26 protein-coding genes and 1 pseudogene are annotated in these 25,946 nt (G+C 71.9%); 14 read left to right on the top strand and 13 right to left on the bottom strand.

All coding sequences use genetic code 11. The features are described from left to right. A pseudogene (locus N4P33_RS07375) lies at positions 1 to 478 on the bottom strand (ABC transporter permease); the annotation flags it as partial. 120 nt (positions 479 to 598) lie between these two features. On the opposite strand from N4P33_RS07375, the gene N4P33_RS07370 reads away from it, so the two are divergent. From N4P33_RS07370 to N4P33_RS07335, 8 genes are all read left to right on the top strand, one after another. Next, a complete protein-coding gene (locus N4P33_RS07370; RefSeq protein ID WP_260825491.1) occupies positions 599 to 1,228 on the top strand; it encodes a TetR/AcrR family transcriptional regulator in 630 nt (209 codons plus the stop codon). 137 nt (positions 1,229 to 1,365) lie between these two features. Next, positions 1,366 to 1,668, top strand: coding sequence for an urease subunit gamma (locus N4P33_RS07365; protein ID WP_260825490.1), 303 nt, complete (start codon positions 1,366 to 1,368; stop codon positions 1,666 to 1,668). Between the two features lie 16 nt (positions 1,669 to 1,684). Beyond that, positions 1,685 to 1,996, top strand: coding sequence for an urease subunit beta (locus N4P33_RS07360; protein ID WP_260825489.1), 312 nt, complete (start codon positions 1,685 to 1,687; stop codon positions 1,994 to 1,996). Then, the gene (locus N4P33_RS07355) at positions 1,989 to 3,710 is read left to right on the top strand and encodes an urease subunit alpha (protein WP_260825488.1); all 1,722 of its coding nucleotides are present in this window, start codon (positions 1,989 to 1,991) and stop codon (positions 3,708 to 3,710) included. Before N4P33_RS07360 ends, N4P33_RS07355 begins: the two co-directional genes overlap by 8 nt. Positions 3,711 to 3,721: 11 nt before the next feature. Then, positions 3,722 to 4,396: an urease accessory protein UreF gene (locus tag N4P33_RS07350; protein ID WP_260825487.1), complete on the top strand. Its 675-nt coding sequence runs from the start codon at positions 3,722 to 3,724 to the stop codon at positions 4,394 to 4,396. 134 nt (positions 4,397 to 4,530) lie between these two features. Next, positions 4,531 to 5,205, top strand: a complete 675-nt coding sequence (ureG, locus tag N4P33_RS07345; protein WP_260825486.1) for an urease accessory protein UreG — start codon at positions 4,531 to 4,533, stop codon at positions 5,203 to 5,205. Then, the gene (locus N4P33_RS07340) at positions 5,193 to 5,972 is read left to right on the top strand and encodes an urease accessory protein UreD (RefSeq protein ID WP_260825484.1); all 780 of its coding nucleotides are present in this window, start codon (positions 5,193 to 5,195) and stop codon (positions 5,970 to 5,972) included. Before ureG ends, N4P33_RS07340 begins: the two co-directional genes overlap by 13 nt. Before the next feature lie 119 nt (positions 5,973 to 6,091). After that, a complete protein-coding gene (locus N4P33_RS07335) occupies positions 6,092 to 7,699 on the top strand; it encodes an alpha/beta hydrolase (protein ID WP_260825483.1) in 1,608 nt (535 codons plus the stop codon). A gap of 71 nt (positions 7,700 to 7,770) precedes the next feature. Here N4P33_RS07335 and N4P33_RS07330 read toward each other — a convergent pair whose 3' ends face one another. Beyond that, positions 7,771 to 8,502, bottom strand: a complete 732-nt coding sequence (locus N4P33_RS07330) for a 1-acyl-sn-glycerol-3-phosphate acyltransferase (protein ID WP_260825482.1) — start codon at positions 8,500 to 8,502, stop codon at positions 7,771 to 7,773. A 162-nt stretch (positions 8,503 to 8,664) separates the two neighbouring features. Here N4P33_RS07330 and N4P33_RS07325 point away from each other — a divergent pair, with 162 nt between their 5' ends. Then, positions 8,665 to 9,114: an RpiB/LacA/LacB family sugar-phosphate isomerase gene (locus N4P33_RS07325; RefSeq protein WP_260825481.1), complete on the top strand. Its 450-nt coding sequence runs from the start codon at positions 8,665 to 8,667 to the stop codon at positions 9,112 to 9,114. Between the two features lie 34 nt (positions 9,115 to 9,148). Here N4P33_RS07325 and N4P33_RS07320 read toward each other — a convergent pair whose 3' ends face one another. The 5 genes from N4P33_RS07320 to N4P33_RS07300 all read right to left on the bottom strand — a co-directional run bounded on the left by N4P33_RS07320 (position 9,149) and on the right by N4P33_RS07300 (position 15,690). Continuing rightward, entirely contained in the window at positions 9,149 to 10,378 is a 1,230-nt protein-coding gene (locus tag N4P33_RS07320; protein WP_260825480.1) for a PP2C family protein-serine/threonine phosphatase, read from the bottom strand. A gap of 19 nt (positions 10,379 to 10,397) precedes the next feature. Continuing rightward, entirely contained in the window at positions 10,398 to 12,881 is a 2,484-nt protein-coding gene (locus N4P33_RS07315; protein ID WP_260825479.1) for a SpoIIE family protein phosphatase, read from the bottom strand. Between the two features lie 145 nt (positions 12,882 to 13,026). Further along, positions 13,027 to 14,253 carry an ornithine--oxo-acid transaminase gene (rocD, locus tag N4P33_RS07310; RefSeq protein WP_260825478.1) on the bottom strand — a complete coding sequence of 409 codons (1,227 nt, stop codon included), beginning with the start codon at positions 14,251 to 14,253 and terminating at the stop codon, positions 13,027 to 13,029. Further along, a complete protein-coding gene (gene ddaH, locus N4P33_RS07305; protein ID WP_260825477.1) occupies positions 14,250 to 15,062 on the bottom strand; it encodes a dimethylargininase in 813 nt (270 codons plus the stop codon). The genes rocD and ddaH overlap by 4 nt, the downstream gene beginning before the upstream one ends. Positions 15,063 to 15,186: 124 nt before the next feature. Then, complete coding sequence (locus N4P33_RS07300; RefSeq protein WP_260825476.1) at positions 15,187 to 15,690, bottom strand: Lrp/AsnC family transcriptional regulator; 504 nt, start codon at positions 15,688 to 15,690, stop codon at positions 15,187 to 15,189. Between the two features lie 99 nt (positions 15,691 to 15,789). Between N4P33_RS07300 and N4P33_RS07295 the strand changes: the two genes are divergently transcribed. From N4P33_RS07295 to N4P33_RS07280, 4 genes are read left to right on the top strand one after another with little or no spacing between them, the layout of a single operon-like run. After that, positions 15,790 to 16,545 carry a LytTR family DNA-binding domain-containing protein gene (locus N4P33_RS07295; protein ID WP_260825475.1) on the top strand — a complete coding sequence of 252 codons (756 nt, stop codon included), beginning with the start codon at positions 15,790 to 15,792 and terminating at the stop codon, positions 16,543 to 16,545. A 10-nt stretch (positions 16,546 to 16,555) separates the two neighbouring features. Further along, complete coding sequence (locus tag N4P33_RS07290; RefSeq protein WP_260825474.1) at positions 16,556 to 16,915, top strand: hypothetical protein; 360 nt, start codon at positions 16,556 to 16,558, stop codon at positions 16,913 to 16,915. Between the two features lie 18 nt (positions 16,916 to 16,933). Next, a complete protein-coding gene (locus tag N4P33_RS07285; protein WP_260825473.1) occupies positions 16,934 to 18,646 on the top strand; it encodes a cation acetate symporter in 1,713 nt (570 codons plus the stop codon). Continuing rightward, a complete protein-coding gene (locus tag N4P33_RS07280) occupies positions 18,643 to 19,845 on the top strand; it encodes a sensor histidine kinase (RefSeq protein WP_260825472.1) in 1,203 nt (400 codons plus the stop codon). The genes N4P33_RS07285 and N4P33_RS07280 overlap by 4 nt, the downstream gene beginning before the upstream one ends. A gap of 3 nt (positions 19,846 to 19,848) precedes the next feature. Here the strand turns inward: N4P33_RS07280 and N4P33_RS07275 are convergent, their stop codons facing one another. From N4P33_RS07275 to N4P33_RS07255, 5 genes are all read right to left on the bottom strand, one after another. Then, positions 19,849 to 20,025, bottom strand: a complete 177-nt coding sequence (locus tag N4P33_RS07275; protein ID WP_030865508.1) for a membrane protein — start codon at positions 20,023 to 20,025, stop codon at positions 19,849 to 19,851. Positions 20,026 to 20,122: 97 nt separating this feature from the next. Further along, a complete protein-coding gene (locus N4P33_RS07270) occupies positions 20,123 to 21,073 on the bottom strand; it encodes a cytochrome c oxidase assembly protein (RefSeq protein WP_260825471.1) in 951 nt (316 codons plus the stop codon). A 205-nt stretch (positions 21,074 to 21,278) separates the two neighbouring features. Continuing rightward, complete coding sequence (locus tag N4P33_RS07265; RefSeq protein WP_260825470.1) at positions 21,279 to 22,304, bottom strand: 6-phosphofructokinase; 1,026 nt, start codon at positions 22,302 to 22,304, stop codon at positions 21,279 to 21,281. Between the two features lie 166 nt (positions 22,305 to 22,470). Further along, positions 22,471 to 23,199 (bottom strand): type 1 glutamine amidotransferase, encoded by a 729-nt coding sequence (locus N4P33_RS07260; RefSeq protein ID WP_260825469.1) that lies wholly within the window; start codon positions 23,197 to 23,199, stop codon positions 22,471 to 22,473. A 17-nt stretch (positions 23,200 to 23,216) separates the two neighbouring features. Further along, positions 23,217 to 24,455, bottom strand: a complete 1,239-nt coding sequence (locus N4P33_RS07255; RefSeq protein ID WP_260825468.1) for a MurT ligase domain-containing protein — start codon at positions 24,453 to 24,455, stop codon at positions 23,217 to 23,219. Between the two features lie 148 nt (positions 24,456 to 24,603). Here N4P33_RS07255 and def point away from each other — a divergent pair, with 148 nt between their 5' ends. Further along, positions 24,604 to 25,149, top strand: coding sequence for a peptide deformylase (gene def, locus N4P33_RS07250; protein WP_260825467.1), 546 nt, complete (start codon positions 24,604 to 24,606; stop codon positions 25,147 to 25,149). 64 nt (positions 25,150 to 25,213) lie between these two features. On the opposite strand, the gene N4P33_RS07245 is transcribed toward def, so the two are convergent. Next, the gene (locus N4P33_RS07245; protein ID WP_260825466.1) at positions 25,214 to 25,855 is read right to left on the bottom strand and encodes a TetR/AcrR family transcriptional regulator; all 642 of its coding nucleotides are present in this window, start codon (positions 25,853 to 25,855) and stop codon (positions 25,214 to 25,216) included. Between the last annotated feature and the right edge of the window lie 91 nt (positions 25,856 to 25,946).

Raw genomic sequence — 25,946 nt, 5'->3', positions numbered from 1 at the left:
CGATCCCGGCCAGCGCCAGCGGCAGCACGCTCGCGGTCAGGGCCGCACCCCGCGGATCCTGCGCGGCGGCAGGTACGACGTCGACGGTCGTCATCGGCGTGCCCGAGGCGGAGGCCTGCTGTGCCACGGCCTGCTGGAGTGCCTGGGCGACCGCCGGGCCGGCGGCCGTGGCGGTGAGCAGCTTCGGGCCCTGCGGGGTGACGACGAGCGCGCCGTACACCTCCCGGCCCTCGACGGCCTCCCGGGCGGCCGTCTCGTCGGCGTAGCGGTGGAGGTCGAAGGCGCCCTCGTGCTGGGCGAGCCGCTGCTCCACAGGGGCGGTGGCGGCTGCCGGACCGGCCACACCGAGCGGCAGATCGCGGGGCGCGGTACGGGCGGCGGGCCAGGCGAACGCCCAGAGCGCCAGGGCCACCAGGGCCGGGATGAGCACCAGGACGGCGGCCGTGCGGCGCCTCGGAGTGACGGACGTGGTGGACATGATGCTCCTTCGGGGTGTCCCGGAGTCCAAAAAGAAGGATCGTTCGTTTTTGTTGGTGGTGCTACCGTCCCGCTGACCCTGCTCCTTGTCAAGAAGGAACGTTCGTTTTAGTTTGGGTGCATGGCCCGCGTATCCCAGGAACACCTCGACGCCCGCCGCCGCCAGATCCTCGACGCGGCCGCCCTCTGCTTCGCCCGCAACGGCTTCCACGCCACCTCCATGCAGGACGTGCTCAAGGAGGCGGACCTCTCCGCGGGCGCGGTCTACCGGTACTTCAGCGGCAAGGACCAGCTGATTTCCGCGATCGTCACCGATGTGCTCGACACGGTGCGCGGCACCTTCGAGCAGGCGGCCCAGGAGAGCCCGCCCCCCACCCCCGACGTGCTGATCCCGCGCACCCTGGGCCGGATGCGGGAACTGCGCCCGGCGACCCTGGACGGGGGGCAGTGGATGTTCCCGCGCCTGATGATCCAGGTGTGGACGGAGACCACGCGCAGCCCGGAACTCGCGGCCGTGCTGGAGGAGGGATACCTGAAGGTCCGGGCGGCCTGGGCCAAGGTGGTCGAGAAGTACAAGGACGCCGGCCTCATGCCCGCCGGCGCCGATGCCGACGCCATGGCGCGCACGATGATCGCGCTCGCGCAGGGTTTCGCCGCCCAGATGGCGCTGTTCGGCGGGGTGTCCGAGCAGACCCTGGGCGACGGTCTGCGGGCGCTGATGGCGCTGGGCCGGACCACGCCGGAAGCCTGATCGTCCGTCACGGCGCGGTTAACGTGCCGGAAACGCCACCCCACTAGCCTGCCGCTCCATGCCACCAGGGACGCTGCCGGTGGCTGCGGCAGCCGGACCCCGCACGGTCCGGAGCGAGGACTGTGAGGTGGGACGCCGTGCAACTGACCCCGCACGAGCAGGAGAGGCTGCTGATCCATGTGGCGGCCGACGTGGCCGACAAGCGCCGGGCGCGCGGGCTGAGGCTGAACCACCCCGAGGCGGTCGCCCTCATCACCTCGCACATCCTCGAGGGCGCGCGCGACGGCCGGACCGTCGCCGAACTCATGGCCTCCGGCCGCAAGCTGCTCACCCGGGACGACGTCATGGAGGGCGTCCCTGAGATGATCCACGACGTCCAGGTGGAGGCCACCTTCCCGGACGGCACCAAGCTCGTCACCGTCCACGACCCGATCGTCTGACGGGGGAGAGGCCGCCGTGATTCCCGGAGAGATCCTCTTCGCCGACGACCCGATCGCATACAACACCGGCCGAGAGGTCACCCGCCTGACCGTCCTCAACACCGCCGACCGGCCCGTCCAGGTCGGCTCCCACTACCACTTCGCCGAGGCCAACCCCGGCCTCGACTTCGACCGCGCGGCGGCCCGCGGCAAGCGGCTCGACGTCGCCGCGGGGACGGCCGTGCGCTTCGAACCCGGCATCCCCGTCGAGGTGGAGCTCGTCCCGCTCACCGGAGCCCGCGTCGTGCCCGGGCTGCGCGGCGAGACCGGAGGCGCCCTCGATGCCTGAGATCTCCCGCGCCGCCTACGCCGACCTGTTCGGCCCCACCACCGGCGACCGCATCCGGCTCGCCGACACCGATCTGCTGATCGAGATCGAGGAGGACCGCGCCGGCGGGCCCGGACGCGCCGGTGACGAGGCCGTCTTCGGCGGCGGCAAGGTCATCCGCGAGTCCATGGGCCAGTCCCGCGCCACGCGGGCCGAAGGCACTCCGGACACCGTGATCACCGGGGTGGTGATCGTCGACCACTGGGGCGTCGTCAAGGCCGACGTCGGCATCCGGGACGGCCGGATCACCGGCATCGGCAAGGCCGGCAACCCCGACACCATGGACGGCGTCCACCCGGACCTCGTCATCGGCCCCGAGACCGAGATCATCGCCGGCAACGGCCGCATCCTCACCGCGGGCGCCATCGACGCGCACGTCCACTTCATCTGCCCGCAGATCGCCGACGAGGCGCTCGCCTCCGGCATCACCACCCTGGTCGGCGGCGGCACCGGGCCCGCCGAGGGCTCCAAGGCCACCACCGTCACGCCGGGGCCCTGGCATCTGGCGCGGATGCTGGAGGCGATGGAGGCGTACCCGCTCAACATCGGCCTGCTCGGCAAGGGCAACACCGTCTCCCACGAGGCGATGCTCTCCCAGATCCGCGGCGGCGCGGTCGGGCTGAAGCTCCACGAGGACTGGGGCTCCACCCCGGCCGTCATCGACGCGTCCCTCACCGTCGCCGAACGGACCGGCATCCAGGTCGCCATCCACACCGACACCCTCAACGAGGCCGGATTCGTGGGCGACACGCTCGCCGCGATCGCCGGGCGCGGCATCCACGCGTACCACACCGAGGGCGCGGGCGGCGGGCACGCGCCCGACATCATGACCGTGGTCTCCGAGCCGCACGTCCTGCCCAGCTCCACCAATCCCACCCGGCCGTTCACCGTCAACACCGCCGAGGAACACCTCGACATGCTGATGGTGTGCCACCACCTCAACGCGGCCGTGCCCGAGGACCTCGCCTTCGCCGAGTCCCGGATCCGGCCGTCCACCATCGGGGCCGAGGACATCCTCCACGACCTCGGCGCGATCTCGATCATCTCCTCGGACTCCCAGGCCATGGGCCGCGTCGGCGAGGTGATCCTGCGGACCTGGCAGACCGCCCATGTGATGAAGCGGCGCCGGGGCGCGCTGCCGGGGGACGGGCGCGCGGACAACCGCCGGGTACGTCGCTATGTCGCCAAATACACCATCAACCCGGCGCTCGCGCAGGGCCTCGCCCGGGAGATCGGCTCCGTGGAGAGCGGCAAGCTCGCCGATCTGGTGCTCTGGGAACCGGCGTTCTTCGGCGTCAAGCCCCAACTGGTCCTGAAAAGCGGACAGATCGCCTACGCGCAGATGGGCGACGCCAACGCCTCCATCCCCACCCCGCAGCCGATCCTCCCGCGCCCGATGTACGGGGCGATCGGGCGGGCGCCCGCCGCGAACTCGGTCAACTTCGTCGCCCCGGCGGCGATCGAGGACGGGCTGCCTGAGCGGCTGCGGCTCGGCAAGCGGTTCGTCGCGATCGACTCCACGCGCGGGGTGACCAAGGCGGACATGCGGGAGAACGACGCCCGGCCGGACGTACGCATCGACCCCGACAGCTTCGCGGTGCACATCGACGGGGAGCTGGTCGAGGCGACACCGGCGGCGGAACTGCCCATGGCCCAGCGGTACTTCCTCTTCTGAGGGACGGTGTGATGTCGAGAGCCGCGTTGCTCGTGCTGGCCGACGGGCGCTTTCCGGCGGGCGGGCACGCCCACTCCGGTGGGGCCGAGGCCGCCGTCAAGGCCGGGCGGATCACCGGAGCGGCGAGCCTGGAGGACTTCTGCCGGGGGCGGTTGCACACGGCGGGGCTGGTCTCGGCGTCGCTGGCCGCGGCGGCGGCGCTCGGCGTGGATCCGGTGGTGCTCGATGCGGCGGCCGATGCGCGGACGCCGTCGTCGGCGCTGCGGAGTGCTGCGCGGAAGCTGGGGCGGCAGTTGATGCGGGCGGCGCGGGCCGTCTGGCCGTCGGCCGAACTGGACGTCCTGGCGCGGGAGTTCCCCAAGGGAGCCCATCAGCCGGTGGTGCTCGGCGTGGCGGCGCGGGCGGCGGGGCTGGACGCGGTGGATGCCGCGTACTGCTCCGCGTACGAGAGCGTGAGTGGGGCGGCTACGGCGACGGTGCGGTTGCTGAGTCTTGATCCGTTCGAGGCGACGGGGGTACTGGCGAGGTTGGCTCCGGAGCTGGATCGGGTGGTGGACCGGGCGGTTGCGGCGGCTCGGGAGGTGGTCGACGAGGGGGTGGATGCGCTGCCGGCGTGTTCCGCGCCGTTGCTGGAGATCGGGGCGGAGCTGCATGCGGGGTGGCCCGTGCGGTTGTTCGCGTCATGAGTTTTTCGCCCCCGCCGCCCCTTCCCGTTCCCGACCCCGGGGCTCTGCCCCCGGACCCCCGTATCGGCCTGAACGGCCTCGTCCTCAAGCGCCGGACGGGCTGATAGCACGAGCATCTCGACATGGAGCCGTATATGCACCTTGACCACCATCACAGCGCTACCGCCCTCAGTGCCGACGCCCGTCGCCCCGACGGCAGTCGGCGGGCTCTGCGGATCGGGCTCGGTGGGCCCGTGGGGTCCGGTAAGACGGCCACGGTCGCCACTCTTTGCCGGGTCCTGCGCGACGAGTTGTCGCTCGCCGTCGTGACCAACGACATCTACACGCGCGAGGACGCCGAGTTCCTGCTCAGGGAAGCCGTGCTGCCCCCCGAGCGGATCGCCGCCGTCGAGACGGGGGCCTGCCCCCACACCGCCATCCGCGACGACATCTCCGCCAACCTCGAAGCGGTGGAGGACCTCGAGGACGAGGTCGGGCCGCTGGATCTGATCCTCGTCGAGTCCGGCGGGGACAATCTCACCGCCACCTTCTCCAAGGGGCTCGTCGACGCGCAGATCTTCGTGATCGACGTGGCCGGCGGGGACGACATCCCGCGCAAGGGCGGGCCCGGTGTGGCCACCGCCGATCTGCTGGTCGTCAACAAGACCGACCTCGCCCCGTACGTCGGCTCCGACCTCGCGCGGATGGCGGCCGACGCCAAGGCCCAGCGGGCCCATCTGCCCGTGGTGTTCCAGTCGTTGCGCAGCGAGGCGGGCGTCGCGGATGTCGCCGACTGGGTGCGCGGGCGCGTCGCGGAATGGACCGCGTGAACACCACCGGCGTCCGCGCCACCGCCCGCATCCGCGCCCACGGCGACGGACGGGGCGGTACAAGCCTGCCCGTGCTGGAGAGCGACGGGCCGCTCGCGGTGCGGCGGACCCGGGGGAGTGGTGCCGAGGCCCGCGTCATGCTGGTCGGCGCCATGAGCGGACCGCTCGGCGGGGACCACTTCACCGTGCGGGCGGACGTGGAACAGGGCGCGCGCTTGCGCGTCGGCTCGGCCGCCGCCACCCTCGCCCTGCCCGGGCAGAGCAAGGGCGAGGCACGGTACGACGTACGCCTCACCGTCGCCGACGGGGCGGAACTGCACTGGCTGCCCGAGCAGTTGATCTCCGTGCGGGACAGCGAGCTGCGCGTCTCCACCCAGGTGGACCTGGCCGCCGGTGCCAGGCTCGTGCTGCGGGAGGAGCAGGTGCTCGGGCGGGCCGGGGAGGAACCCGGAGGGCTCGCCAGTCGTCTGACCCTGCGGATCGCCGGGCGTACCGTCCTCGATCAGGAGCTGGTCTGCGGGGCCGGGGCCCCCGGCGGCTGGGACGGGCCCGCCGTGCTCGCCGGACACCGGGCGGTCGGGCAACTGCTCGTTGCCCGCCCGGAGTTCGCGGACGCTCCGGTGGCCGCACGGGTCGTGGGCGAGGGTGCCGTCGTCCTGCCGCTCGCCGGGCCGGCGGTCCTGGTCGGCGCCGTCGCCCCGGACGCACTGCGGCTGCGGCGCCTGCTGGACGCTGCGCTGGCGTCCCTCACCCCGGCGTCCGGTTAACAGAACCTCTTTCACCGGTTATCGGATTGGCAAAGAAGCGCGGCCGCCCCTGTCGCCGGACACCTCGCAGCAGCAAGGATCCCCCGTACCCATCGCAACGATGAACGGGGAGGCCCCACTTGAGGGACAGCAGACCGAAGAGGCGGGCGGTGGCGCTCGGCTCGGCCGGAGTGCTCGTCACCGCGACACTCATATCCGGCGCCGTCGCGGCGCCCACGGCGAGCGCCACGGCGGACACGACCACCCACCGCGGCAAGGACCGTGAGGCCCGGGGCGTCGCCATCGCCGCCGCCCGGGCCGCGAAGACCGGTATCGACTGGCAGGACTGCCCCGCCGACTGGAACCTGGCCAAGCCCATCCAGTGCGGCTGGGTCTCCGTGCCGCTCGACTACGCCAAGCCCTACGGCAAGCAGATCAAGCTCGCCGTCGACCGGATCGGCAACACCGGCACCAAGAGCGAACGGCAGGGCGCCCTGCTGTACAACCCGGGCGGCCCCGGCGGCTCCGGACTGCGCTTCCCGGCCCGCGTCACCGGCAAGAACCCGGTCTGGGCGAAGACCGCCAAGGCCTACGACTTCGTGGGCTTCGACCCGCGCGGCGTCGGCAAGTCCGCGCCCATCTCCTGCGTGGACCCGCAGGAGTTCGTCAAGGCGCCCAAGATGGACCCGGTGCCGGGCTCCGAGGCCGACAAGCTCGCCCAGCGCAAGCTGGCCCGCGAGTACGCCGAGGGCTGCTACGAGCGCAGCGGCGAGATGCTGCCCCACATGACCACGCCGAACACCGCGCGCGACCTCGACGTCATCCGCGCCGCCCTCGGCGAGAAGCAGCTCAACTTCCTCGGCGTCTCCTACGGCACCTACCTGGGCGCCGTCTACGCCACCCTCTTCCCCGGCCATGTCCGCCGTATGGTCGTCGACAGCGTGGTCAACCCCTCGCGCGAGAAGATCTGGTACCAGGCCAACCTGGACCAGGACGTCGCCTTCGAGACCCGCTGGAAGGACTGGCAGGACTGGGTGGCGAAGAACGACGCCGTCTTCCACCTCGGCACCACCCGCGACGCCGTCCAGGCCCAGTGGCTGAAGCTGCGCGCCACCGCCGCGGAGGAGCCGATCGGCGGGGTCGTCGGCCCGGCCGAGCTCATCTCCTTCTTCCAGAGCGCCCCCTACTACGACTCCGCGTGGGTCCCGGTGGCGACCGTCTTCAGCAAGTACGTCGCCGGCGACACCCAGGCGCTCGTCGACGCCGCCGCCCCCGACCTGTCCGACACCGCGGGCAACGCCGCCGCGGAGAACGGCAACGCGGTCTACACGGCCGTGGAGTGCGCCGACGCCAAGTGGCCCACCAGCTGGAAGACGTGGGACCGCGACAACACGCGGCTGCACAAGGACCACCCGTTCATGACGTGGGCCAACGCGTGGATGAACCTGCCGTGCGCCACCTGGCCGGTCAAGCAGCAGACCCCGCTGAACGTGAAGACCGGCAAGGGCCTGCCGCCGGTGCTGATCGTCCAGGCCGAGCGGGACGCGGCCACCCCGTACGAGGGTGCCGTCGAACTGCACGAGCGGCTCAAGGGCTCCCGGCTCATCACCGAGAAGGACGCCGGTTCGCACGGCGTCACCGGGCTGGTCAACCCGTGCGTCAACGAGCGGGTGGACGCCTATCTGCTCAGCGGCGAGCTGGACCGCTCCGACGTGACGTGCGCGCCGCACGCCACGCCCAAGCCGTAGCGGCCCCGCGCACCGCATGAGGGAGGGGCGGCCGGGAGACATCCCCGGCCGCCCCTCGCCTCTGTCCGCCCTCAGCCCTGGGGTGCCCGGCGGAACCGCCGCTTCTCCTCGGCCGTGCCCTTCCGCCCGGTCTCCTCGGCCTTGGCGACCGCCGCGTACTTGTCGACGTACTCCTGGCCGGACAGGGCGAGAATCGCGTACATGATCTCGTCGGTGACGGCGCGCAGCACCGCCTTCTCGTTCTCCATGCCGGCGTAGCGCGAGAAGTCGAGGGGCTCGCCGAAGCGGATCCGCACCGGGTGGATGCGGGGGACGACCTTCCCGGGCGGCTGGGCCTCGAACGTGCCGATCATCGCGCAGGGGATCACCGGGACGCCGGCCTTGAGCGCCATCACCGCGACGCCCACCTTGCCCTTGTACAGGCGGCCGTCGTGCGACCGGGTGCCCTCCGGGTAGATGCCGAGGAGTTCGCCCTTGCTCAGTACGCCGAGGCCCTCGCGGATCGCCGCCTGACCCGCCTCCTTGCCGGAGCGGTCCACCGGGATCTGGCCCGCGCTGTGGAAGAAGAACGCGGTCAGCCGGCCCTTGATGCCGGGGCCGGTGAAGTACTCGGCCTTGGCCAGGAAGGTGATGCGCCGTTTGAGCACCGCGGGCATCAGGAAGTGGTCCGAGAACGACAGATGGTTGCCCGCGACGATGGCCGCTCCGCTCGACGGAACGTGCTCGAGGCCCTCTATTCGCGGCCGGAAGACCAGTCTCAGCAGCGGGCCCAGCAGCACGTATTTGAGCAGGTAGTAGAACAAGGGCACGCTCCTCGACTCTGGCGGACACCGCGTCCACCGCGTTCCAGCAGGTCAACCGGCACGTCGTAGGGGTGCCAGTCTACGTCCGGGTCTGAACGCCCGTCAGCGGATGGGACGGAGGGACGTGTGCGGGCGGCGCGGGCGCCGAGTAGGCTCCGGACCATGAGGATCTCCGTCTCCTCCGACATGGACGAACCCGTGGCCCGGGCGCTCCTCGCCGAGCTGCGCGAGCGGGGTCACGAGGTGCGTCCGCACGGCGCGCTGAGCCCCGGGGACGACACCCAGTGGGCCGCCTGCACCGAGGCCGCCGTCCGCGAGGTCGCCGACGGCACCGCGGACCAGGCGGTGGTGTGCTGCTGGACCGGCACGGGGGCCTCCATCGCCGCGAACAAGGTGCCCGGCGTGCGGGCCGCCCTGTGCACCGACGCCTACACGGCGGACGGAGCGCGCCGCTGGAACGACGCCAACGTGCTGGCGCTGAGCCTGCGGCTGACCTCCGAGCCGCTGCTGAAGGAGATCCTCGACGCCTGGTTCGCCGGCGCGCCCAGCGACGACGCCGACGACCGGCTCAACGTCGACCACGTGGCCCGCCTGGATGCCTCACGCGCCTGAGCCGGGCACGCCGCCGGCCGTCACAGCCGTACCCTCACAGCCGCACGACGACCAGGGCCGTGTCGTCCGTGGCGCCGCCCGGCGGCAGCAGCTCCTGGAGGACGATGTCCGCGAGCGGCTCAGGATCCCGCGTCCGGTGCCGGCACACCGCCTCGGCGAGCCGCCGCAGCCCGACGTCGATGTCCTCCCGGCGCCGTTCGATCAGACCGTCGGTGTAGAGCACGAGGGTCGCCCCGGGAGTGAACGTCGTCGCCGCCTCGGGCCGTGGCCGGGGGTCGGGGCGGGCGTCGAGCGGCGGGTCGGTCGCCCGGTCGAGGAACTCCACCCGGCCGTCGGGATGCACCAGCACGGGCGGGGGATGACCGGCGCTGCTGTAGCGGATGGTGTGCGCGTCGAAGTCGATGAACGTGGTGACCACGGTCGCCGACTCCGCGCCGTCCACGACGTGGGCGTACCGCCCGACGACGTTCAGCGCCTCCGAAGGTCCCGCGGCGACGCGTGAGGCGGCGCTGAGCGCGCTGCGCAGCTGGCCCATGACACCGGCCGCCTCCAGGCCGTGCCCGACCACATCGCCCACGGACACGCCGATCCGGTGTCCGTCCACCAGGTCGACCATGTCGTACCAGTCGCCGCAGACGTTGAGGGAGCCCGCCGCGGGCCGGTAGCGGACAGCGGTGCCCTGGTGCCGGACCTGCCGGCGGGCGGGCAGCATCGCCTCCTGGAGCGACAGCGCCACCTCCCGCTCCTCGGCGTGGGCCCGGCGCAGCCGGTCGTTGAGTTCCTGCAGCTCCCGGGCCCGTGTGTACAGGTCGGCCTCCATGACCTCGGTACGGCCCGGTTCCGGGGTGCCGCGGGCCCGTATCAGCTCGGTGACCTCCTCGACCCGGTGCACGATGAGCACGACCTTGCCCTCGGTGTCGAGCAGCGGGGTGTTCACCGTGCTCCAGTAGCGTTCCCGCCACACGCCGGGCTCGTGCGGGTCCTCCACGTCGTAGCGCTGCAGCGGCATCGAATCGCGTTCGCCGGTGGCCAGCACGCGCAGCAGCGAGGTGCGCAGGGAACGCGCGCCGGTGACCTCCGGGTCGTTCGGATTGTCCGGGAAGACGTCGAACACGAAGCGGCCCACCAGGTCCGCGGAGGAGTGCCCGCTGCCGCGCTCGTACGCCGCGTTGACGTCGGCGTACACCAGCTCGGGGGTGAGCAGCGCCACCATGCCGGGCAGCGACTGGTACACCGCCTCGTAGTCGATCACCGGCTCGCTCATGGCCACCGTCACCCCTCGCTCACTCGGCCGGTCCGGTCAGGGACTGCTCGGCCCAGATGATCTTCCCGTCGGCGACGAAGCGGGTGCCCCACCGCTGGGCCAGCTGGGACACCAGCAGCAGCCCCCGGCCGCCCTCGTCCATGGCGCGCGGATGGCGCAGATGGGGCGCGGTGGCGCCGCCGTCGAAGACCTCGCACACCAGGGCCCGTTCGCGGATCAGCCGCAGCCGGACCGGGCCGCCGGCGTACCGGATGGCGTTGGTGACCAGCTCGCTCACCACCAGCTCCGTGGTGAAGACCAGGTCCTCCAGCCCCCACTCGGTCAGCTGCCGGGTGGTTGTCCTGCGGGCCTCGGCCACGACCGCCGGGTCCGCGGGCAGGTCCCAGACGGCCACCTGACCGGGCGCCAGCCGCCGGGTGCGGGCCATCAGGAGCGCCACGTCGTCGTAGGGACGGGCGGGAGCCAGCGCGTCCACGACGGCCCGGCACTGCCGGTCGAGCGTGGTCGCGCGCTCCGCGAGCGCCGCGCGCAGCCGCTCCGGTCCGGTGCCGGCGGTCCGGGTCGTACCCCCGTCCTCGCCCTCGCCACGGCCCTCGTGGGCCAGCAGCCCGTCGGTGTGCAGCGCGAGCGTGCTGCCCTCGTCCAGGGTCAGCTCCACCGACTCGAACGGCGGCCCGCCCACCCCGAGCGCCGGCCCCTGCGGCAGTTCGACGAAGGTGACCGTGCCGCCGGGCGTCACCACGGCGGGCGCGGGATGTCCCGCGGCGGCCATCGTGCACCGGCCCTCCACCGGGTCGTAGACGACGTACACACAGCCGGACCCCACGTCCTGGCCGTAGGGGCCGACGGCCTCCGCCCCGGGGTCCTCGTCCCGCGCCGAGCGGGCCACCAGGTCGTCCAGGTGCGCCAGCACCTCCTCGGGCGGCAGATCCAGCGCGGCCAGCGTCCGCACCGCCGTCCGCAGCCTGCCCATCGCCGCGGCGGCGTCGATGCCGTGCCCGGGGACCTCCCCGACGACCAGCGCGACCCGCGCCCCGGACAGCGGGATCAGGTCGTACCAGTCGCCGCCCAGGCCGGTCAGCTCGTCGGCCGGGCGGTAGCAGGCGGACACCTCCACGGCGTCCTGCTCGGGCAGCCGGCGCGGGAGCAGGCTGCGCTGCAGGACCAGCGCGGCGTCCCGCTCCCGGGTGTAGCGGCGGGCGTTGTCCACGCAGAGGGCGGCGCGCGCCACCAGTTCCTCGGCCAGATGCATGTCGTCCCGGTCGAAGGGCTCCTGGCGGTGGCGCCGGAAGAACGTCGTCACTCCCAGCGTGACGCCACGGGCGCGGATCGGCACGATCATCACGCTCTGCAGTCCCAGCTCCAGGAAGGTGTTCTCCCGGTCGCCCCCCGTGCCCACGGCCCATTCGAGGGCGAGCGGCGTCAGCTCGTCCTGGCGCCAGGAGCGGCCCGAGGTCAGACAGCGCACCGGCGGCGAACCGGCCAGATAGGCCGCCACGTCACCGATCTCCACCACCGTCCGCGGCAGCTCCCCCTGTGACGCCTGCTGACCCGCGCGGCGCAGCGCCACGGTGTCGGTCCCCGCGAGCGGTCCCGGCGGCAGCTCGGCGCCCCGCAGCACGGTCTCCAGCAGATCCACCGTGACCACGTCCGCGAGCCCCGGCACCGTCACATCGGCCAGCTCCTGCGCGGTGCGCATGATGTCCAGGGAGCGGCCGATGTGCTCGCCGGCCCGGTCGAGCAGCGCGAGGCGCTGACGGGCGCGGTGCCGCTCGGTGATGTCGACGACCGTGTAGTACACGCCCATCGGACGGCCCCGCTCGTCGTCGAGGCGGTTGAACGACATCATGTGCGCGGTCTGGCGCAGTGGCGCCGAGCGGATGCGGCCGACGTGCTCGTAGCCGACCACCGGCTCCCCGGTCGCCAGCACATGCCGCATCCGGTCCTCGACGGCGTCGGCGTCCAGACCCGGCTGGATGTCGGCGAACCGCAGCCCGAGGCGCTGCTCGGTGCCTCCGCCGCCGAACTGCTCCAGCGCGGCGTTGCACCACACGAACCTGAGGTCCGTGTCCACGATTGCGATCCCGATCGGCGATCCGGCGACCAACTGCTCCAGCACCGTGCGGCTCGTGGCCCACCCGGAGGCGCGGGCCGGCGAGGACAGCAGGACCAGCAGCGATGAACGGCCCCGCGGTCCCACCGTCGGCGTGACCCGCGCCAGGAGGCCGACGGGCCGCCCGTCCCGGTGCCGGACCCTCAGCGGCCCGGTCCAGCCGCCGCGCGTCCGGCACCGTTCGACGAGCTCCGGCACCCGCTCGGCGTCCTCGGCGGTCAGCAGCTCGGCCAGCTTCCGGCCGACCGCCTCGGACGCCGGGTACCCCAGCAGCCGCTCGGCCGGGGCGGTCCAGCTCGCCACCACGCCCTGCGGATCGAGCAACAGGGGAGCGGCGTCGGCCACGTCGAACCCCTGCCGGGCCACGTCCTGCTCCTTGTGTCCGCCCACGGCCGACCTCTCTGTCGCCTGAGAGTGGTCTACCACCTCATGCCTCAATCTTCACCCTTGCCCGGAAACGGGGCGCTTCGGGTGAGATGCGGTCTCATGAGGTGATACGGCCGTCGGGGTGCGGCTGGAGGCGGCCGGAGGGCTCTCAGGCGCCCTGGGCGAGCACCTTCTCCAGCGTGCCGAGGGCGCCCTGCAACTCGTCCGCCGTGATCGTCAGGGGCGGGGCCAGGCGGATCGTCGAGCCGTGGGTGTCCTTTACGAGGATGCCCTCCCGCATCAGGCGTTCGCTGATGTCGCGGCCGGTGCCCAGGGACGGGTCGATGTCGACACCGGCCCACAGTCCCCGCGCGCGGAAGCGCACGACGCCCTTGCCGACCAGGGACTCCAGCCCCCCGCGCAGCACCACGCCCAGCTCCGCCGCCCGGCGCTGGAACTCGCCCGTCTCCAGCAGGTCCAGCACCGCCGTGCCCACCGCGGCGGCCAGTGGATTGCCGCCGAAGGTGGAGCCGTGCTCACCGGGGTGCAGCACCTGGAGCACCTCGCGCCGGGCCACCACCGCCGACACCGGGACGATCCCGCCGCCCAGCGCCTTGCCGAGCAGCACCACGTCCGGCACGACCGACTCGTGCTCCACGGCCAGCGTGCGACCGGTGCGGCCGAGACCCGACTGGATCTCGTCGGCGACGAACAGGCATCCGGCCCGGCGGGTCAGCTCCCGCACGCCCGCCAGATAGCCGTCGTCGGGGATGTTCACCCCCGCCTCGCCCTGGATCGGCTCGATCAGCACCGCCGCCGTGGTCTCGTCGATCGCCGCTTCCATCGCTGCCAGGTCGTTGTACGGCACGATCCGGAAGCCGGGCGTGAAGGGGCCGAAGCCCGTCCGCGCGACGTCGTCCGTCGAGAAGCTGACGATCGTCGTTGTCCGGCCGTGGAAGTTGTCCGCCGCGACCACGATCGTCGCCCGGCCGTCCGGGACGCCCTTGACGTCGTAGGCCCACTTGCGGGCCACCTTCACCGCGCTCTCCACCGCCTCCGCGCCGGTGTTCATGGGCAGCACCATGTCGAGCCCGATCAGCGCGGCGAGCCGCTCGGCGAACTCGGCGAGCCGGTCGTTGTGGAACGCGCGCGAGGTGAGGGTCAGCCGGTCCAGCTGGCGGTGCGCCGCCTCGATCAGCGCCGGGTGCCGGTGGCCGAAGTTCAGCGCCGAGTAGCCGGCCAGCATGTCGAGATAGCGGCGGCCCTCCACGTCCTCCACCCAGGTGCCCTCCGCGCGGGCCACGACCACGGGCAGCGGATGGTAGTTGTGCGCGAGAACCGGCTCCTCCGCGCCGATCAGCTCGGCGGAGGAACGCGGGTGGGCGACAGAGGTCATGAGCGGATCTCCTGAGTGCAGCACTTGATACCGCCGCCTGCCTTGTGGAACTCGGACAGGTCGACGGGGACGGGGACATAGCCGCGGCCGGCGAGCTGAGCGGCGAGGGCCGTCGCCCCCGGCGAGATGAACACATGGCGTCCGTCGGAGACGGAGTTCAGACCGAAGGCCATCGCGTCCTCACGGGTGGCGATCACCGCCTCCGGGTACAGCCGCTCCAGCACTTCACGGCTGCCGGGCGAGAACGCCTCCGGGTAGTACGCGACGTTCTCACCGTCCAGCACGAACAGCGCCGTGTCCAGGTGGTAGAAGTACGGATCCACCAGCGTCAGGCTGATCACCGGCACCCCGAAGAACTCCTGCGCCTCGCGATGCGCCTCCCGGGTGGTCCGGAAGCCGGTGCCCGCGAGGATCCAGCGCCCGGCCGGCACCAGATCGCCCTCGCCCTCGCACACCGACTCGGGCTCGCGGACGTCGAAGCCCTCCGCCTTGAACCAGGACTCGTACGGCACGGACTCCGGGCGCCGCTCGGGCGCGTGGAACAGCGAGCCGAGCACCCGGCCCTCCACGACGACCGCCGCGTTCGCGGCGAACACCATGTCGGGCAGAGCGGGCACCGGCTCCACGGTCTCCACGGTATGACCGTGGGCACGGTAGGTGTCGACGAGCGTCCGCCACTGCCGCTGGGCGAGCGAGACGTCGACGGGACGGTCAGGATGCATCCAGGGATTGATCGCGTACCGCACGGCGAAGTATCTGGGTTCACAGACGAGGTATCGCCGCCGGGACGCCACACGGGAGTCGGGCACGAAGGGGTTCCTCCGCTTCCACGCGCTGTCGACTAGGGATGACTCCACGTTAGGAAGCCATGCCGAGGGACGACAAGGAACAAGAGCTGCGTCTTCACGCAGCAATCCTGCGCATCCCGACAGCTCAGCGCACGTCCGCTGCGCCGTCCGGGGCGAGCTGGCTCGCCCCGGCCTCAGGACTGTCCGGCAGCAGATGGGACAGCACCATCACACTGATCGTCTTCCGGATGAACGGCTCCGCACGGATGCGTTCGAGCACCTCCTCGAAGTGCTCCACGTCCCGCGCCCGCACATGCAGCAACGCGTCCGCGCCCCCGGTCACCGTCATCGCCGCGGCGATCTCCGGATAGGCGCGCACCACCTCCGCCAGCCGCCTCGGCGGCGCCGCGCCCTCGCAGTACACCTCGACGTACGCCTCCGTGCGCCAGCCCAGCGCGGAGGGCCGCACGGTCGCCGTGAAACCGGTGATCACCCCGGTCTCGCGCAACCGGTCCACCCGGCGCTTGACGGCCGTCGACGACAGCCCGATCGCCGCGCCGATCTCGGCGAAGGACGTGCGCGCGTTCGCCATCAGGGCGGTGACGATCTTCCGGTCGAGCTCGTCGAACGACGCGGGCCTGCTGCTCATGCGGGCACTGTATCCAGCGCGCCGCACCACCGTGCCCGGCGGGAGAAGCCCACGTCCGGCCATGTACCGGACGCGGACCTCGCCCCTACACTCCGCTTCATGCTGCGCGCCCTGGCCGTCGACGACGAACGCCCCTCGCTGGAGGAACTGCTGTACCTGCTGAACGCGGACCCGCGCATCGGCAGCGCCGAGGGCGCCGGCGACGCGACCGAGGCGCTGCGTCGCATCAACCGCGCCCTGGAGTCGGGACCTGACGGGCCTGAGGCCATCGACGTGGTCTTCCTCGACATCCAGATGCCCGGCCTCGACGGACTCGACCTCGCCCGGCTGCTCACCGGCTTCGCCCGGCCGCCGCTCGTCGTGTTCGTCACCGCCCACGAGGACTTCGCCGTGCGGGCCTTCGACCTCAAGGCGGTCGACTACGTCCTCAAGCCCGTGCGCAAGGAACGGCTGGCCGAAGCGGTCCGCAGGGCCGCCGCACAGCGCGGCACCGCCCCGCGCATCCCCGTCAGCGAACCCGACCCCGACCACATACCCGTCGAACTCGGCGGAGTGACCCGCTTCGTCGCCGTCGACGACATCACCCACGTCGAGGCCCAGGGCGACTACGCCCGCCTGCACACCGACAAGGGCAGCCACCTCGTACGGATCCCGCTGTCCACCCTCGAGGAGCGCTGGCGCTCCCGCGGCTTCGTCCGCATCCACCGCCGCCATCTGGTCGCCCTGCGCCACATCGGCGAGCTGCGCCTGGACGCCGGCACGGTGAGCGTCCTGATCGGCTCCGAGGAGCTCCAGGTCAGCCGGCGGCACGCCCGTGAGCTGCGGGACCTGCTGATGCGCCGGACCACGAGCTAGGGGAGCCCGCATGCCACAGGACCCGACCGAACGCCGCGTCACCGTCACCGGCCCGCCCCGCCGCACCCGGCGTGCCTCCGGCTACTACCGGCCGCGCACCGAGATCGACGAGCAGACGACCCTCGGCCACACCTACGTCCGCTCCCTCATGCGCATCCAGCTGCGCACCGGACTCATCGTCTTCGCGGTCCTCGCCCTGCTGATCGGCCCGCTCCCGCTGGTCTTCGCCGCCGCCCCCGACGCCCGCCGCCTGGAATGGGCGGTGCTCGGCTTCGGCCTGTACGTCCCACTGGTCCTGCTCGCCCGCTGGTACGTGCGCCGCGCCGAACGCAACGAACGCGACTTCGTGCGGCTCGTCGAGGACCGCTGAGACAGGACCGCACCGGCCGTGAACTCCAGCTACGCCGTCCCCGCCGTCGCCCTGGTCGTCCTCGCGACCGTCCTCGTGGGCGCATTCGGCCTGCGCATATCCCGCACCACCTCCGACTTCTACGTCGCCTCCCGCACCGTCGGCCCCCGCCTCAACGCCGCCGCCATCAGCGGCGAGTATCTCTCCGCCGCCTCCTTCCTGGGCATCGCCGGACTCGTCCTGGTCCAGGGCCCGGACATGCTCTGGTACCCGGTCGGCTACACCGCCGGCTATCTGGTCCTGCTGCTGTTCGTCGCCGCCCCGCTGCGCCGCTCCGGCGCCTACACGCTGCCCGACTTCGCCGAGGCCCGGCTCGCCTCGTACCCGGTGCGGCGGCTCGCGGGCGCCTTCGTGGTCGGCGTCGGCTGGCTGTACCTGCTGCCCCAGCTCCAGGGCGCCGGGCTCACCCTCACCGTGCTCACCGGGGCGCCCGACTGGCTGGGCGGCCTGATCGTCGCCGTGGTGGTGACCGTCATCGTCGCCGCGGGCGGCATGCGCTCCATCACCTTCGTGCAGGCCTTCCAGTACTGGCTGAAGCTCACCGCCCTGCTCGTCCCCGCGCTGTTCCTGGTGCTCGCCTGGCAGCGCGACGGAGCGCCCAGCCACGCCTTCGACGAACCGGCAGCCTTCCGTGAGCAGCGTGTCGTGCGGGTCGAGGACAGCCTCGACCTCCGCCTCGACGAACCGCTGTCCGTCACCGTCGACGGCAGGGTCGACGGCCGGACCCACGACGGCACCGACCTCGTGCTCCGCGCCGGCACCCACCGCATCGACAGCGGCACCCGCCTGACCTTCGCCAAGGGCGCCGAGGTCCCCGCCGCCGGACGCGGCGCCGACGATGCCCTGTCCCCGTCCCGCGCCGAGTCCCGCGAGGAACGCCCGCTGTACGCCACGTACGGACTGATCCTCGCCACCTTCTTCGGCACCATGGGCCTGCCGCACGTCGTGGTCCGCTTCTACACCAGTCCGCACGGAGTCGCCGCCCGCCGCACCACCGTCGCCGTGCTGGGCCTGATCGGCGCCTTCTACCTGCTGCCGCCCGTGTACGGCGCCCTCGGCCGCCTGTACGCCCCCGAGCTGACCCTCACCGGCAACGCGGACGCCGCCGTCCTGCTGCTGCCCGACCGCATGATCGGGGGAGTGGGCGGCGACCTGCTCGGCGCGCTGGTCGCCGGGGGCGCCTTCGCCGCCTTCCTGTCCACGGCGTCCGGGCTCACCATGGCCGTCGCCGGAGTCCTCACCCAGGACGTCCTGCCCGCACGCGGTGTCCGGCACTTCCGGCTCGGCACGGTGCTCGCCATGGCCGTACCCCTCGCGGCGAGCATCCTGGTCGGCGGGCTGCCCGTGGCCGACGCCGTCGGGCTCGCCTTCGCCGTGTCCGCCTCGTCGTTCTGCCCGCTGCTCGTCCTCGGCATCTGGTGGCGTCGGCTCACCCCGCCCGGCGCCGCCGCCGGGATGCTGGTGGGCGGCGGCTCCGCCTTCCTCGCGGTCGCCGCGACCATGACCGGCTACCCGGGCGAGGGCACCTGGCACGCCCTGCTCGCCTGGCCCGCCCTCTGGTCGGTGCCGCTGGGCTTCCTCACCATGATCCTGGTGTCCCTGGCCACCCCGGGCCGCGTACCGCCCGGCACGGCGTCCGTGCTGGCCCGCTTCCACCTGCCCGAGGAACTGCGGACGGAGGTGTCGCCATGAGCGGATTCCTCGCGGGCCTCCTGGTGGCCGTGCTGCCCCTGCTCGCCGCCGGATACTGGCTGGGCCGCCGCACCGCCCGCCCCACCAGCCTCGCCGGCCTCGGCACCCCCGTCGAACACGCCACCTTCGAGACCCTGCACACCGCCTCCCTGGCCACACCCCCACTCCGCGCGGGACTCACCGAGGAGACCGCCCGCAAGTCCGCCCGCAAACTGCGCTCCCTGCTCGGCACGGACGCCCTGTGCCTCACCGACCGCGAGCGGGTCCTCGTCTGGGACGGCGTCGGCTCCCACCACCGCACCGAGATCATGGAACGCCTCGCCGGCCCCCTCGACACCGGCCGCGGCGAGGCCTTCCCGCTCACCTGCGACACCCCCAACTGCACCGTCCGCTGGGCCGTCGTCGCCCCGCTCACCGTCGACGACCGCGTGCACGGCGCCCTGGTCGCCTGTGCACCCCGGGACTCGGCCGTCCTGGTCCGGGCCGCGGGGGAGGTGGCCCGCTGGGTCTCCGTCCAGCTGGAGCTGGCCGACCTCGACCAGTCCCGCACCCGTCTCATCGAGGCCGAGATCCGCGCCCTGCGCGCCCAGATCTCCCCGCACTTCATCTTCAACTCGCTCGCGGTGATCGCGTCCTTCGTCCGCACGGACCCCGAGCGGGCCCGCGAGCTGCTGCTGGAGTTCGCCGACTTCACCCGCTACTCGTTCCGCCGGCACGGCGACTTCACCACCCTCGCCGACGAGCTGCACGCCATCGACCACTACCTGGCCCTGGTACGGGCACGCTTCGGCGACCGCCTCTCCGTCACCCTGCAGATCGCCCCCGAGGTGCTGCCGGTCGCGCTGCCGTTCCTGTGCCTGCAGCCCCTGGTGGAGAACGCGGTGAAGCACGGCCTGGAGGGCAAGGCGGATAAATGCCACATTCAGCTCACCGCTCAGGACACCGGCGCCGAGGCCCTGGTCGTCATCGAGGACGACGGCGCCGGAATGGACCCCGACCTGCTGCGACGCATCCTCGCCCGCGAGGTCAGCCCCACGGGCGGCATCGGACTGTCCAACGTCGACGACCGGCTCCGCCAGGTCTACGGCGACGACTACGGCCTCGTCATCGAGACCGCCGTGGGCGCGGGCATGAAGATCACCGTCCGGCTGCCGAAGTACCAGCCGGGCGTGCACTCCGCGGCGCGGCTCGGAGGATGAGGCTCAGGTGCTGCGCGTGGCGACCATACCGAGGGTGATCAGGCCCAGGACGACCCAGCCGAACCACAGCCAGCCGTTGCTGCCGAGCGCCACCGTGTAGGCCGTGACGGCGACGAGCCCGCCCACGGTGAGCACTCCCATGGTCTTCGTCGAGGTGGAACCGTTCGTGGAACCGGGCATCGCAACACCCTCCTCATGCGGTTCCCTCCATGGTGCCCCCTGGACACCGTCCGCACATGCGTTCAGACACCCAGTTTCTGGGCGCTTTCCGCGCCGCTCAGTTCCCGCGGGCGTGCAGCGAGGCCAGATAGGCGTTGTACGCCTCCAGCTCCTTGTCCCCGTCCCGGTCGGCCGCGCGGTCCTTGCGCCGGGCCTGTCGCTGGTCGGAGGCGTACCACTGGAACAGCAGGGCGATCAGCACCAGCACGGACGGCACCTCGCTGAACGCCCACGCGATGCCCCCGGCCGCGTTCTGGTCGGACAGGGCGTCGATCCCCAGCGAAGCCGGCGGATTCTCGAACGTCGAGATCATCGGCGTGGACGCCATCATCAGCGCGATCCCGAAGAACGCGTGGAACGGCATGCCCGCGAAGAGCTCCAGCATCCGCATCAGATACCCCGGCCGGTGCGGGCCCGGATCGACCCCCATGATCGGCCAGAAGAACACCAGCCCCACGGCGAGGAAGTGCACCATCATCGCGATGTGCCCCACCCTGGAGCCCATCAGGAAGTCGAACAGCGGGGTGAAGTACAGCCCGTACAGGCTCGCGATGAACAGCGGAATGGTGAACACCGGGTGGGTGACGATCCGCATGTACCGGCTGTGCAGCAGCATCAGCAGCAGCTCACGCGGCCCCTTGCGCCCCCGCCCCGCCGTCGGCAGGGCTCGCAGGGCCAGGGTGATGGGGGCGCCGAGCAGCACCAGGATCGGCGACACCATGCTGATCATCATGTGCTGCACCATGTGCACGCTGAACATGACCATGCCGTAGTCGTTCAGCTTGGTGCACATCATCAGCGCGACACTCAGCACCCCGAGCACGAACGCGACGGTCCGCCCCACGGGCCACTTGTCCCCGCGCCGGACCAGCCGCGCGACCCCCCACCCGTACAGCGCCAGCGCCAGCAGACAGGCGACGAGAAAGAAGGGGTCCGCCGACCAGGCGAGCCCTCGCCCCAGCGTGAACGGCGGCAGATCCATGGTCATGCCGTGCCCGCTGTGATCCATCCACCGGCTCCTGATTCGTGGGGGTTGTACGCAGTGTGTCCGCACCAGAGTAGAACTGCCCCCGGTCGAGCTTCCGACCGGGGGCAAGGGCAGCCAACTCAGGGGCGCGGGGCTGTATCCATTTGCGGCTCCGCCGCGTGGGCGCGATCAACCACATACGACCGTCAGCCCGCGACGAACCGCAGAACCCGAGCTCTACCCGGGACTACAACACACACTCGGCCTCGGCATACCGCCCCTCCGGCACCGTCTTCAGCCTCTCCACCGCCTCAGCCAACGACACCATCACGATGTCCGTCCCCTTCAGCGCCGTCATCATCCCGAACTCCCCGCGATGCACGGCCTCCACCGCATGCCACCCGAACCGCGTGGCCAGCACCCGGTCGTACGCCGTAGGCGTACCACCCCGCTGCACATGCCCCAGGATCACCGGCCGCGCCTCTTTCCCGAGCCGCGACTCCAGTTCCACGGACAGCTGCCGCGCGATCCCGGCGAACCGCTCGTGCCCGTAGATGTCCTTGCCGCCCTCGTCGAAGTCCATCGTCCCGGCCTTCGGCTTGGCCCCCTCCGCCGCGACGACGATCGCGAACCGCTTGCCCGCCGAGAACCGCTCGCCGACCCGCGCGGTCAACTCGTCGATGTCGAAGGGCCGCTCGGGCACGACGATGGCGTGCGCGCCGGCCGCCATGCCGGAGTGCAGTGCGATCCAGCCGGTGTGGCGGCCCATGACCTCCACGATCAGCACCCGCTGGTGGGACTCGGCGGTGGTCTTCAGCCGGTCCAGGGCCTCGGTGGCGACGCCCACGGCCGTGTCGAAGCCGAAGGTGACGTCCGTGACCGCGATGTCGTTGTCGATGGTCTTCGGCACGCCGACTATCGGCAGCCCGTTGTCGGACAGCAGCCGGGCCGCCTTGAGCGTGCCTTCCCCGCCGATCGGGATGATCGCGTCGAGGCCGAGCTCACGGACGTGCCCCTTGGCCCGCTCCACACCGTCCCGCAGATGCTCGGGGCGGACCCGGGAGGAGCCGAGGATCGTGCCGCCGCGAGCGAGGATGCCGCTCACCGCGTCGAGGTCGAGCTTGAGGTAGTCGCACTCCAGGAGGCCCTTCCAGCCGTCCCGGAAGCCGATGACCTCGTCGCCGTGGTCGGCGACGGCACGGTGCACGACGGACCGGATGACGGCGTTCAGGCCGGGGCAGTCGCCGCCGGACGTGAGGACACCAATGCGCATAGCCCGAAACAACCTTCTCGAAGTGGGCCGGGACCGGACCGCGCTGTCCGGCTCGATCCCCGCCACCCTAGCGGCAGAAGGGGGCGGGGTCGCACGTCGCGTCCGCCTGCTGGACGACCCCGCTCACCTGTGCGGACCAGCCGTCAGACGGGCTTCACTGACCCTCTTACGCGGGTTGCTGAGCAGCGGCGATGCGCTCGTTGCGCAGCGCCTCGTACCACCGGTCGTCGGTCGGCGGCAGCGCGTTGACGTCCAGCGCCAGCTTCAGCAGCAGGTCGGCGATCTGCGGATTGCGGGCCAGCACCGGACCGTGCATGTAGGTGCCGAACACGGTGTCGTTGTACGCGCCTTCCGTGCCGTCACCCGTGCCGTTGCCGTTGCCGAACCGCACGCGCGCGAACGGGCGGGCCGTCGGGCCCAGATGGGTGACGCCCTGGTGGTTCTCGAAGCCGGTCAGCGGCGGCAGCCCGAGCTGCGGGTCGATGTCGCCCAGCACGTCGCCGACGCACCGCGCGCCCTCACCCCGTACCGAGACCACATCGAGCAGTCCCAGGCCGGGCTCGCGCTGGCCGAGGTCGTTGATGAACTCGTGGCCGAGGATCTGGTAGCCGGCGCACACCGAGAACACGATCGCGCCGTTCTCCACGGCCCGGGTCAGGCCGCCGTCCCGGCGTAGCCGCTCGGCCGCGAGCCGCTGCGGGCGGTCCTCGCCGCCGCCGATCAGATAGATGTCCCCCGACGTGGGGATCGGCTGGTCGCTGCGCACGTCGAGCCGGGCCACGTCCAGGCCGCGCTGCCGCGCACGGCGCTCCACGACGAGTACGTTGCCCTGGTCGCCGTAGGTGCTGAGCAGGTCGGGGTAGACCCAGACGACCCGCAGGCTGTTGTCACTCACAAAAGTCCCCTGAGTTGTCAGTTGCCGACGCGGCGGCGCAGGTCCTGGAAGGCGGTGTAGTTGGCGATGACCTCGATCCGGCCCGGCGGGCACGCCGCCACCGCCTGGTCGAGGTTCTCGAAGACCTGGAACTGCTGGTTCGCCACTTCCAGACGTACCGCGAGGTCCAGCCTGCGGTCGCCGATGACGCAGATCGGGTGCCCGGTGAGCCGGGTGTAGTCGACGTCCCACAGCCAGGAGGTGTCGGTGCCGTCGGCGGAGCGCGCGTTGACGGAGAGGATCACCGGGGTGGGCGGCGGGTCGATGAGCGAGAAGGTCTCCAGCCAGCCGGCCGGGTTCTTCGCCAGCAGCAGCCGCAGGTCCCGTCCCTGGAACTGCACCACGTCGTAGCGCCCGGCCACGGCCTGCACCTGGTACATCCGCTCCAGCGCGACCTGCGGCGGCACGCCGAACACGGCGGCGACGGCGGCGGAGCTCGCGGCGTTGGCCTTGTTGGCCCGCCCGGGCAGCTGGAGGTGGATGGGCCAGGCCGACCCGTGCGGGTCGATCACATGGTCGCCGGACAGCGCCCAGCTCGGCGTCGGCCGGCGGAAGCCGCACTCGCCGCAGAACCAGTCGTCGCCGGGGCGCTGCATCACGCCGCCGCAGGACGGGCAGGACCAGGCGTCGTCCTTCCACATCTGCCCGGCGGCGACCCAGATCACGTTCGGGGACGAGGAGGCGGCCCACACGACCAGCGGGTCGTCGGCGTTGGCGACGATGACGGCCTTGGAGCCGGCCAGCCCCTCACGCCAGTTCTCCGCGAGCATGCGGGTCTCCGCGGCGCGGTCGAGCTGGTCGCGGGAGAGGTTGAGCAGGGCGATGCACTTGGGGTCGGTGTCGCGGGCGACGCCGGCGAGGTACTTCTCGTCGACCTCGATGACACCGAACTTCGCGTCCGAGCCCCCGGCGAGCGCCGAGGTGATGCCGGCCGGCATGTTCGCGCCGAGGGCGTTGGAGACCACGGGCCCCGCGGCCCGCAGCGCCTCGGCGATCAGCCGCGTCGTGGTCGTCTTGCCGTTGGTCGCCGAGACGAGAACGCAGTCCAGGTTCTGCGCGAGCCGCGCGAGGAGGTCGGGGTCGAGTTTCAGCGCCACCCGGCCGCCGATCACCGAACCGCTGCCGCGCCCGGCGGCGCGGGATGCCGCTGCGACCGCCTTACCCGCGGTCACGGCCAGCTTGGCCCGCGGCGTGAGCGGGTCCGAGTTGCCTGCCATCAGTTCTCGATCCTCCTTGCGTACGCGCCGCGCCTTGCGCCTGACGGTCACGTGGTGTGGACCTCAGCCTATCGAGATCCTTTAGCACCCCGGCACCGCGGCACCACCATGAGACGGGCGTTGCTGCAAGGACCGTACTCTGACCGCCATGCGACACGGCCCCATCCCCGGCGTCCACGGACGCGTCCGCCCCCTCACCCTCCTCGGCGACCTCACCCTGCACACCCCCTGCCGCGAGGTCACCGACTTCGGCCCGGAACTGGCCCGCCTGGTGGAGGACTTGTTCGCGACGATGTACGCGGCACAAGGCGTGGGCCTGGCCGCGAACCAGATCGGCGTCCCGCTGCGCGTCTTCGTCTACGACTGCCCGGACGACGAGGATGTCCGGCATCTGGGACATGTGGTGAATCCGCGCCTGGTGGAAGCGGACGGAGTGGTGATCCGCGGCCCGGAGGGCTGCCTGTCCCTGCCGGGCCTGGAAGCGGGCACGGAGCGTTACGACCACGCGGTGATCGAGGGCGTCACGATGACGGGGGAGCCGATCACGGTCCATGGGACGGGATGGTTCGCGAGGTGCTTGCAACACGAGTACGACCACCTGGAGGGTCGCGTGTACGCCGATCACCTCACGGGCTGGCGTCATCGTCGGCTCATGCGCCAAGTGGCCCGAGCTTCATGGCACCGGCCCAGGTGACTGACTCAGGGGCGCGGGGAACTGCGCGACAAGCCGCAACGGACCCGCAGCCGCCCCCCAACCGTCAGAACCCCGGACCTCCGACCTTGTCCCCAGCCGCAGCAAGCCGTCCCCACAACAGATCCGCAAGACTCCGCACCAACTCCGCCCGGGAACAGGGGCGTTCACCAAGCCACCAGTCACCCGCCGCATGCATCATCCCGACAATCCCATGCCCCCACACCCGCGCCAGCTGCTGCGACCCCGGCCCGAGATCCACCCGCTCCTCGATGACCCGCGCCAGCTCCTCACCCATCCGCCGCAACAACGGCGCCGAGTGCTTCCCCACATCGAAGCCCTGATCCCCCGACGCCCCCTCCGCCGGATGCATCAGAAACCGATACACCTGCGGCCGAGCCTCGATCGCCGCGAGATACGTGTCCAGCGTGTGCTCCACCCGCTCCCGCCGCTCCGCGGGAGCGTCCAGCGCGGCCCGCAGTGAGTCCAGCAGCGCATCGGTGTGCCGCTTCGCCAGCGCCGCGTACAACCCGCCCTTGTCACCGAAGTGCCGGTACAGGATCGGCTTGGTGATCCCCGCCTCCGCGGCGATCGCGTTCATCGACGCCTGCGGACCGTCGCGCAGCACCACCCGGTCCGCGGCCTCCAGCAGCTCGCGCCTGCGGCGGTCGGCGGACCGCTGCTGATCGGTCCGGTGTGTGGTGTCCATGAGCTCTCCCCACCCGTGCTGGTTCGGTGACGCCAGCGCAAACTAACACTGACGCGGCCTGGCACATCGAACGGGATGCCGACCCGTCCTC

It is taken from the genome of Streptomyces sp. 15-116A (assembly GCF_025290915.1).
GTDB lineage: Bacteria > Actinomycetota > Actinomycetes > Streptomycetales > Streptomycetaceae > Streptomyces.
This window is presented reverse-complemented; position numbering and strand designations above follow the sequence as displayed.

Excerpts from the sequence above, each read along its gene's own strand:
- N4P33_RS07290 (WP_260825474.1), top strand. The coding sequence starts at position 16,556 with ATGCCACAGGACCCGACCGAACGCCGCGTCACCGTCACCGGCCCGCCC.
- N4P33_RS07340 (WP_260825484.1), top strand. The coding sequence starts at position 5,193 with ATGGACCGCGTGAACACCACCGGCGTCCGCGCCACCGCCCGCATCCGC.
- N4P33_RS07280 (WP_260825472.1), top strand. The coding sequence starts at position 18,643 with ATGAGCGGATTCCTCGCGGGCCTCCTGGTGGCCGTGCTGCCCCTGCTC.
- N4P33_RS07270 (WP_260825471.1), bottom strand. The coding sequence starts at position 21,073 with ATGGATCACAGCGGGCACGGCATGACCATGGATCTGCCGCCGTTCACG.
- N4P33_RS07355 (WP_260825488.1), top strand. The coding sequence starts at position 1,989 with ATGCCTGAGATCTCCCGCGCCGCCTACGCCGACCTGTTCGGCCCCACC.
- N4P33_RS07325 (WP_260825481.1), top strand. The coding sequence starts at position 8,665 with ATGAGGATCTCCGTCTCCTCCGACATGGACGAACCCGTGGCCCGGGCG.
- ureG (WP_260825486.1), top strand. The coding sequence starts at position 4,531 with ATGCACCTTGACCACCATCACAGCGCTACCGCCCTCAGTGCCGACGCC.
- N4P33_RS07370 (WP_260825491.1), top strand. The coding sequence starts at position 599 with ATGGCCCGCGTATCCCAGGAACACCTCGACGCCCGCCGCCGCCAGATC.
- N4P33_RS07320 (WP_260825480.1), bottom strand. The coding sequence starts at position 10,378 with ATGAGCGAGCCGGTGATCGACTACGAGGCGGTGTACCAGTCGCTGCCC.
- N4P33_RS07265 (WP_260825470.1), bottom strand. The coding sequence starts at position 22,304 with ATGCGCATTGGTGTCCTCACGTCCGGCGGCGACTGCCCCGGCCTGAAC.
- N4P33_RS07245 (WP_260825466.1), bottom strand. The coding sequence starts at position 25,855 with ATGGACACCACACACCGGACCGATCAGCAGCGGTCCGCCGACCGCCGC.
- N4P33_RS07275 (WP_030865508.1), bottom strand. The coding sequence starts at position 20,025 with ATGCCCGGTTCCACGAACGGTTCCACCTCGACGAAGACCATGGGAGTG.
- N4P33_RS07295 (WP_260825475.1), top strand. The coding sequence starts at position 15,790 with ATGCTGCGCGCCCTGGCCGTCGACGACGAACGCCCCTCGCTGGAGGAA.
- N4P33_RS07300 (WP_260825476.1), bottom strand. The coding sequence starts at position 15,690 with ATGAGCAGCAGGCCCGCGTCGTTCGACGAGCTCGACCGGAAGATCGTC.
- def (WP_260825467.1), top strand. The coding sequence starts at position 24,604 with ATGCGACACGGCCCCATCCCCGGCGTCCACGGACGCGTCCGCCCCCTC.
- rocD (WP_260825478.1), bottom strand. The coding sequence starts at position 14,253 with ATGACCTCTGTCGCCCACCCGCGTTCCTCCGCCGAGCTGATCGGCGCG.
- N4P33_RS07255 (WP_260825468.1), bottom strand. The coding sequence starts at position 24,455 with ATGGCAGGCAACTCGGACCCGCTCACGCCGCGGGCCAAGCTGGCCGTG.
- N4P33_RS07350 (WP_260825487.1), top strand. The coding sequence starts at position 3,722 with ATGTCGAGAGCCGCGTTGCTCGTGCTGGCCGACGGGCGCTTTCCGGCG.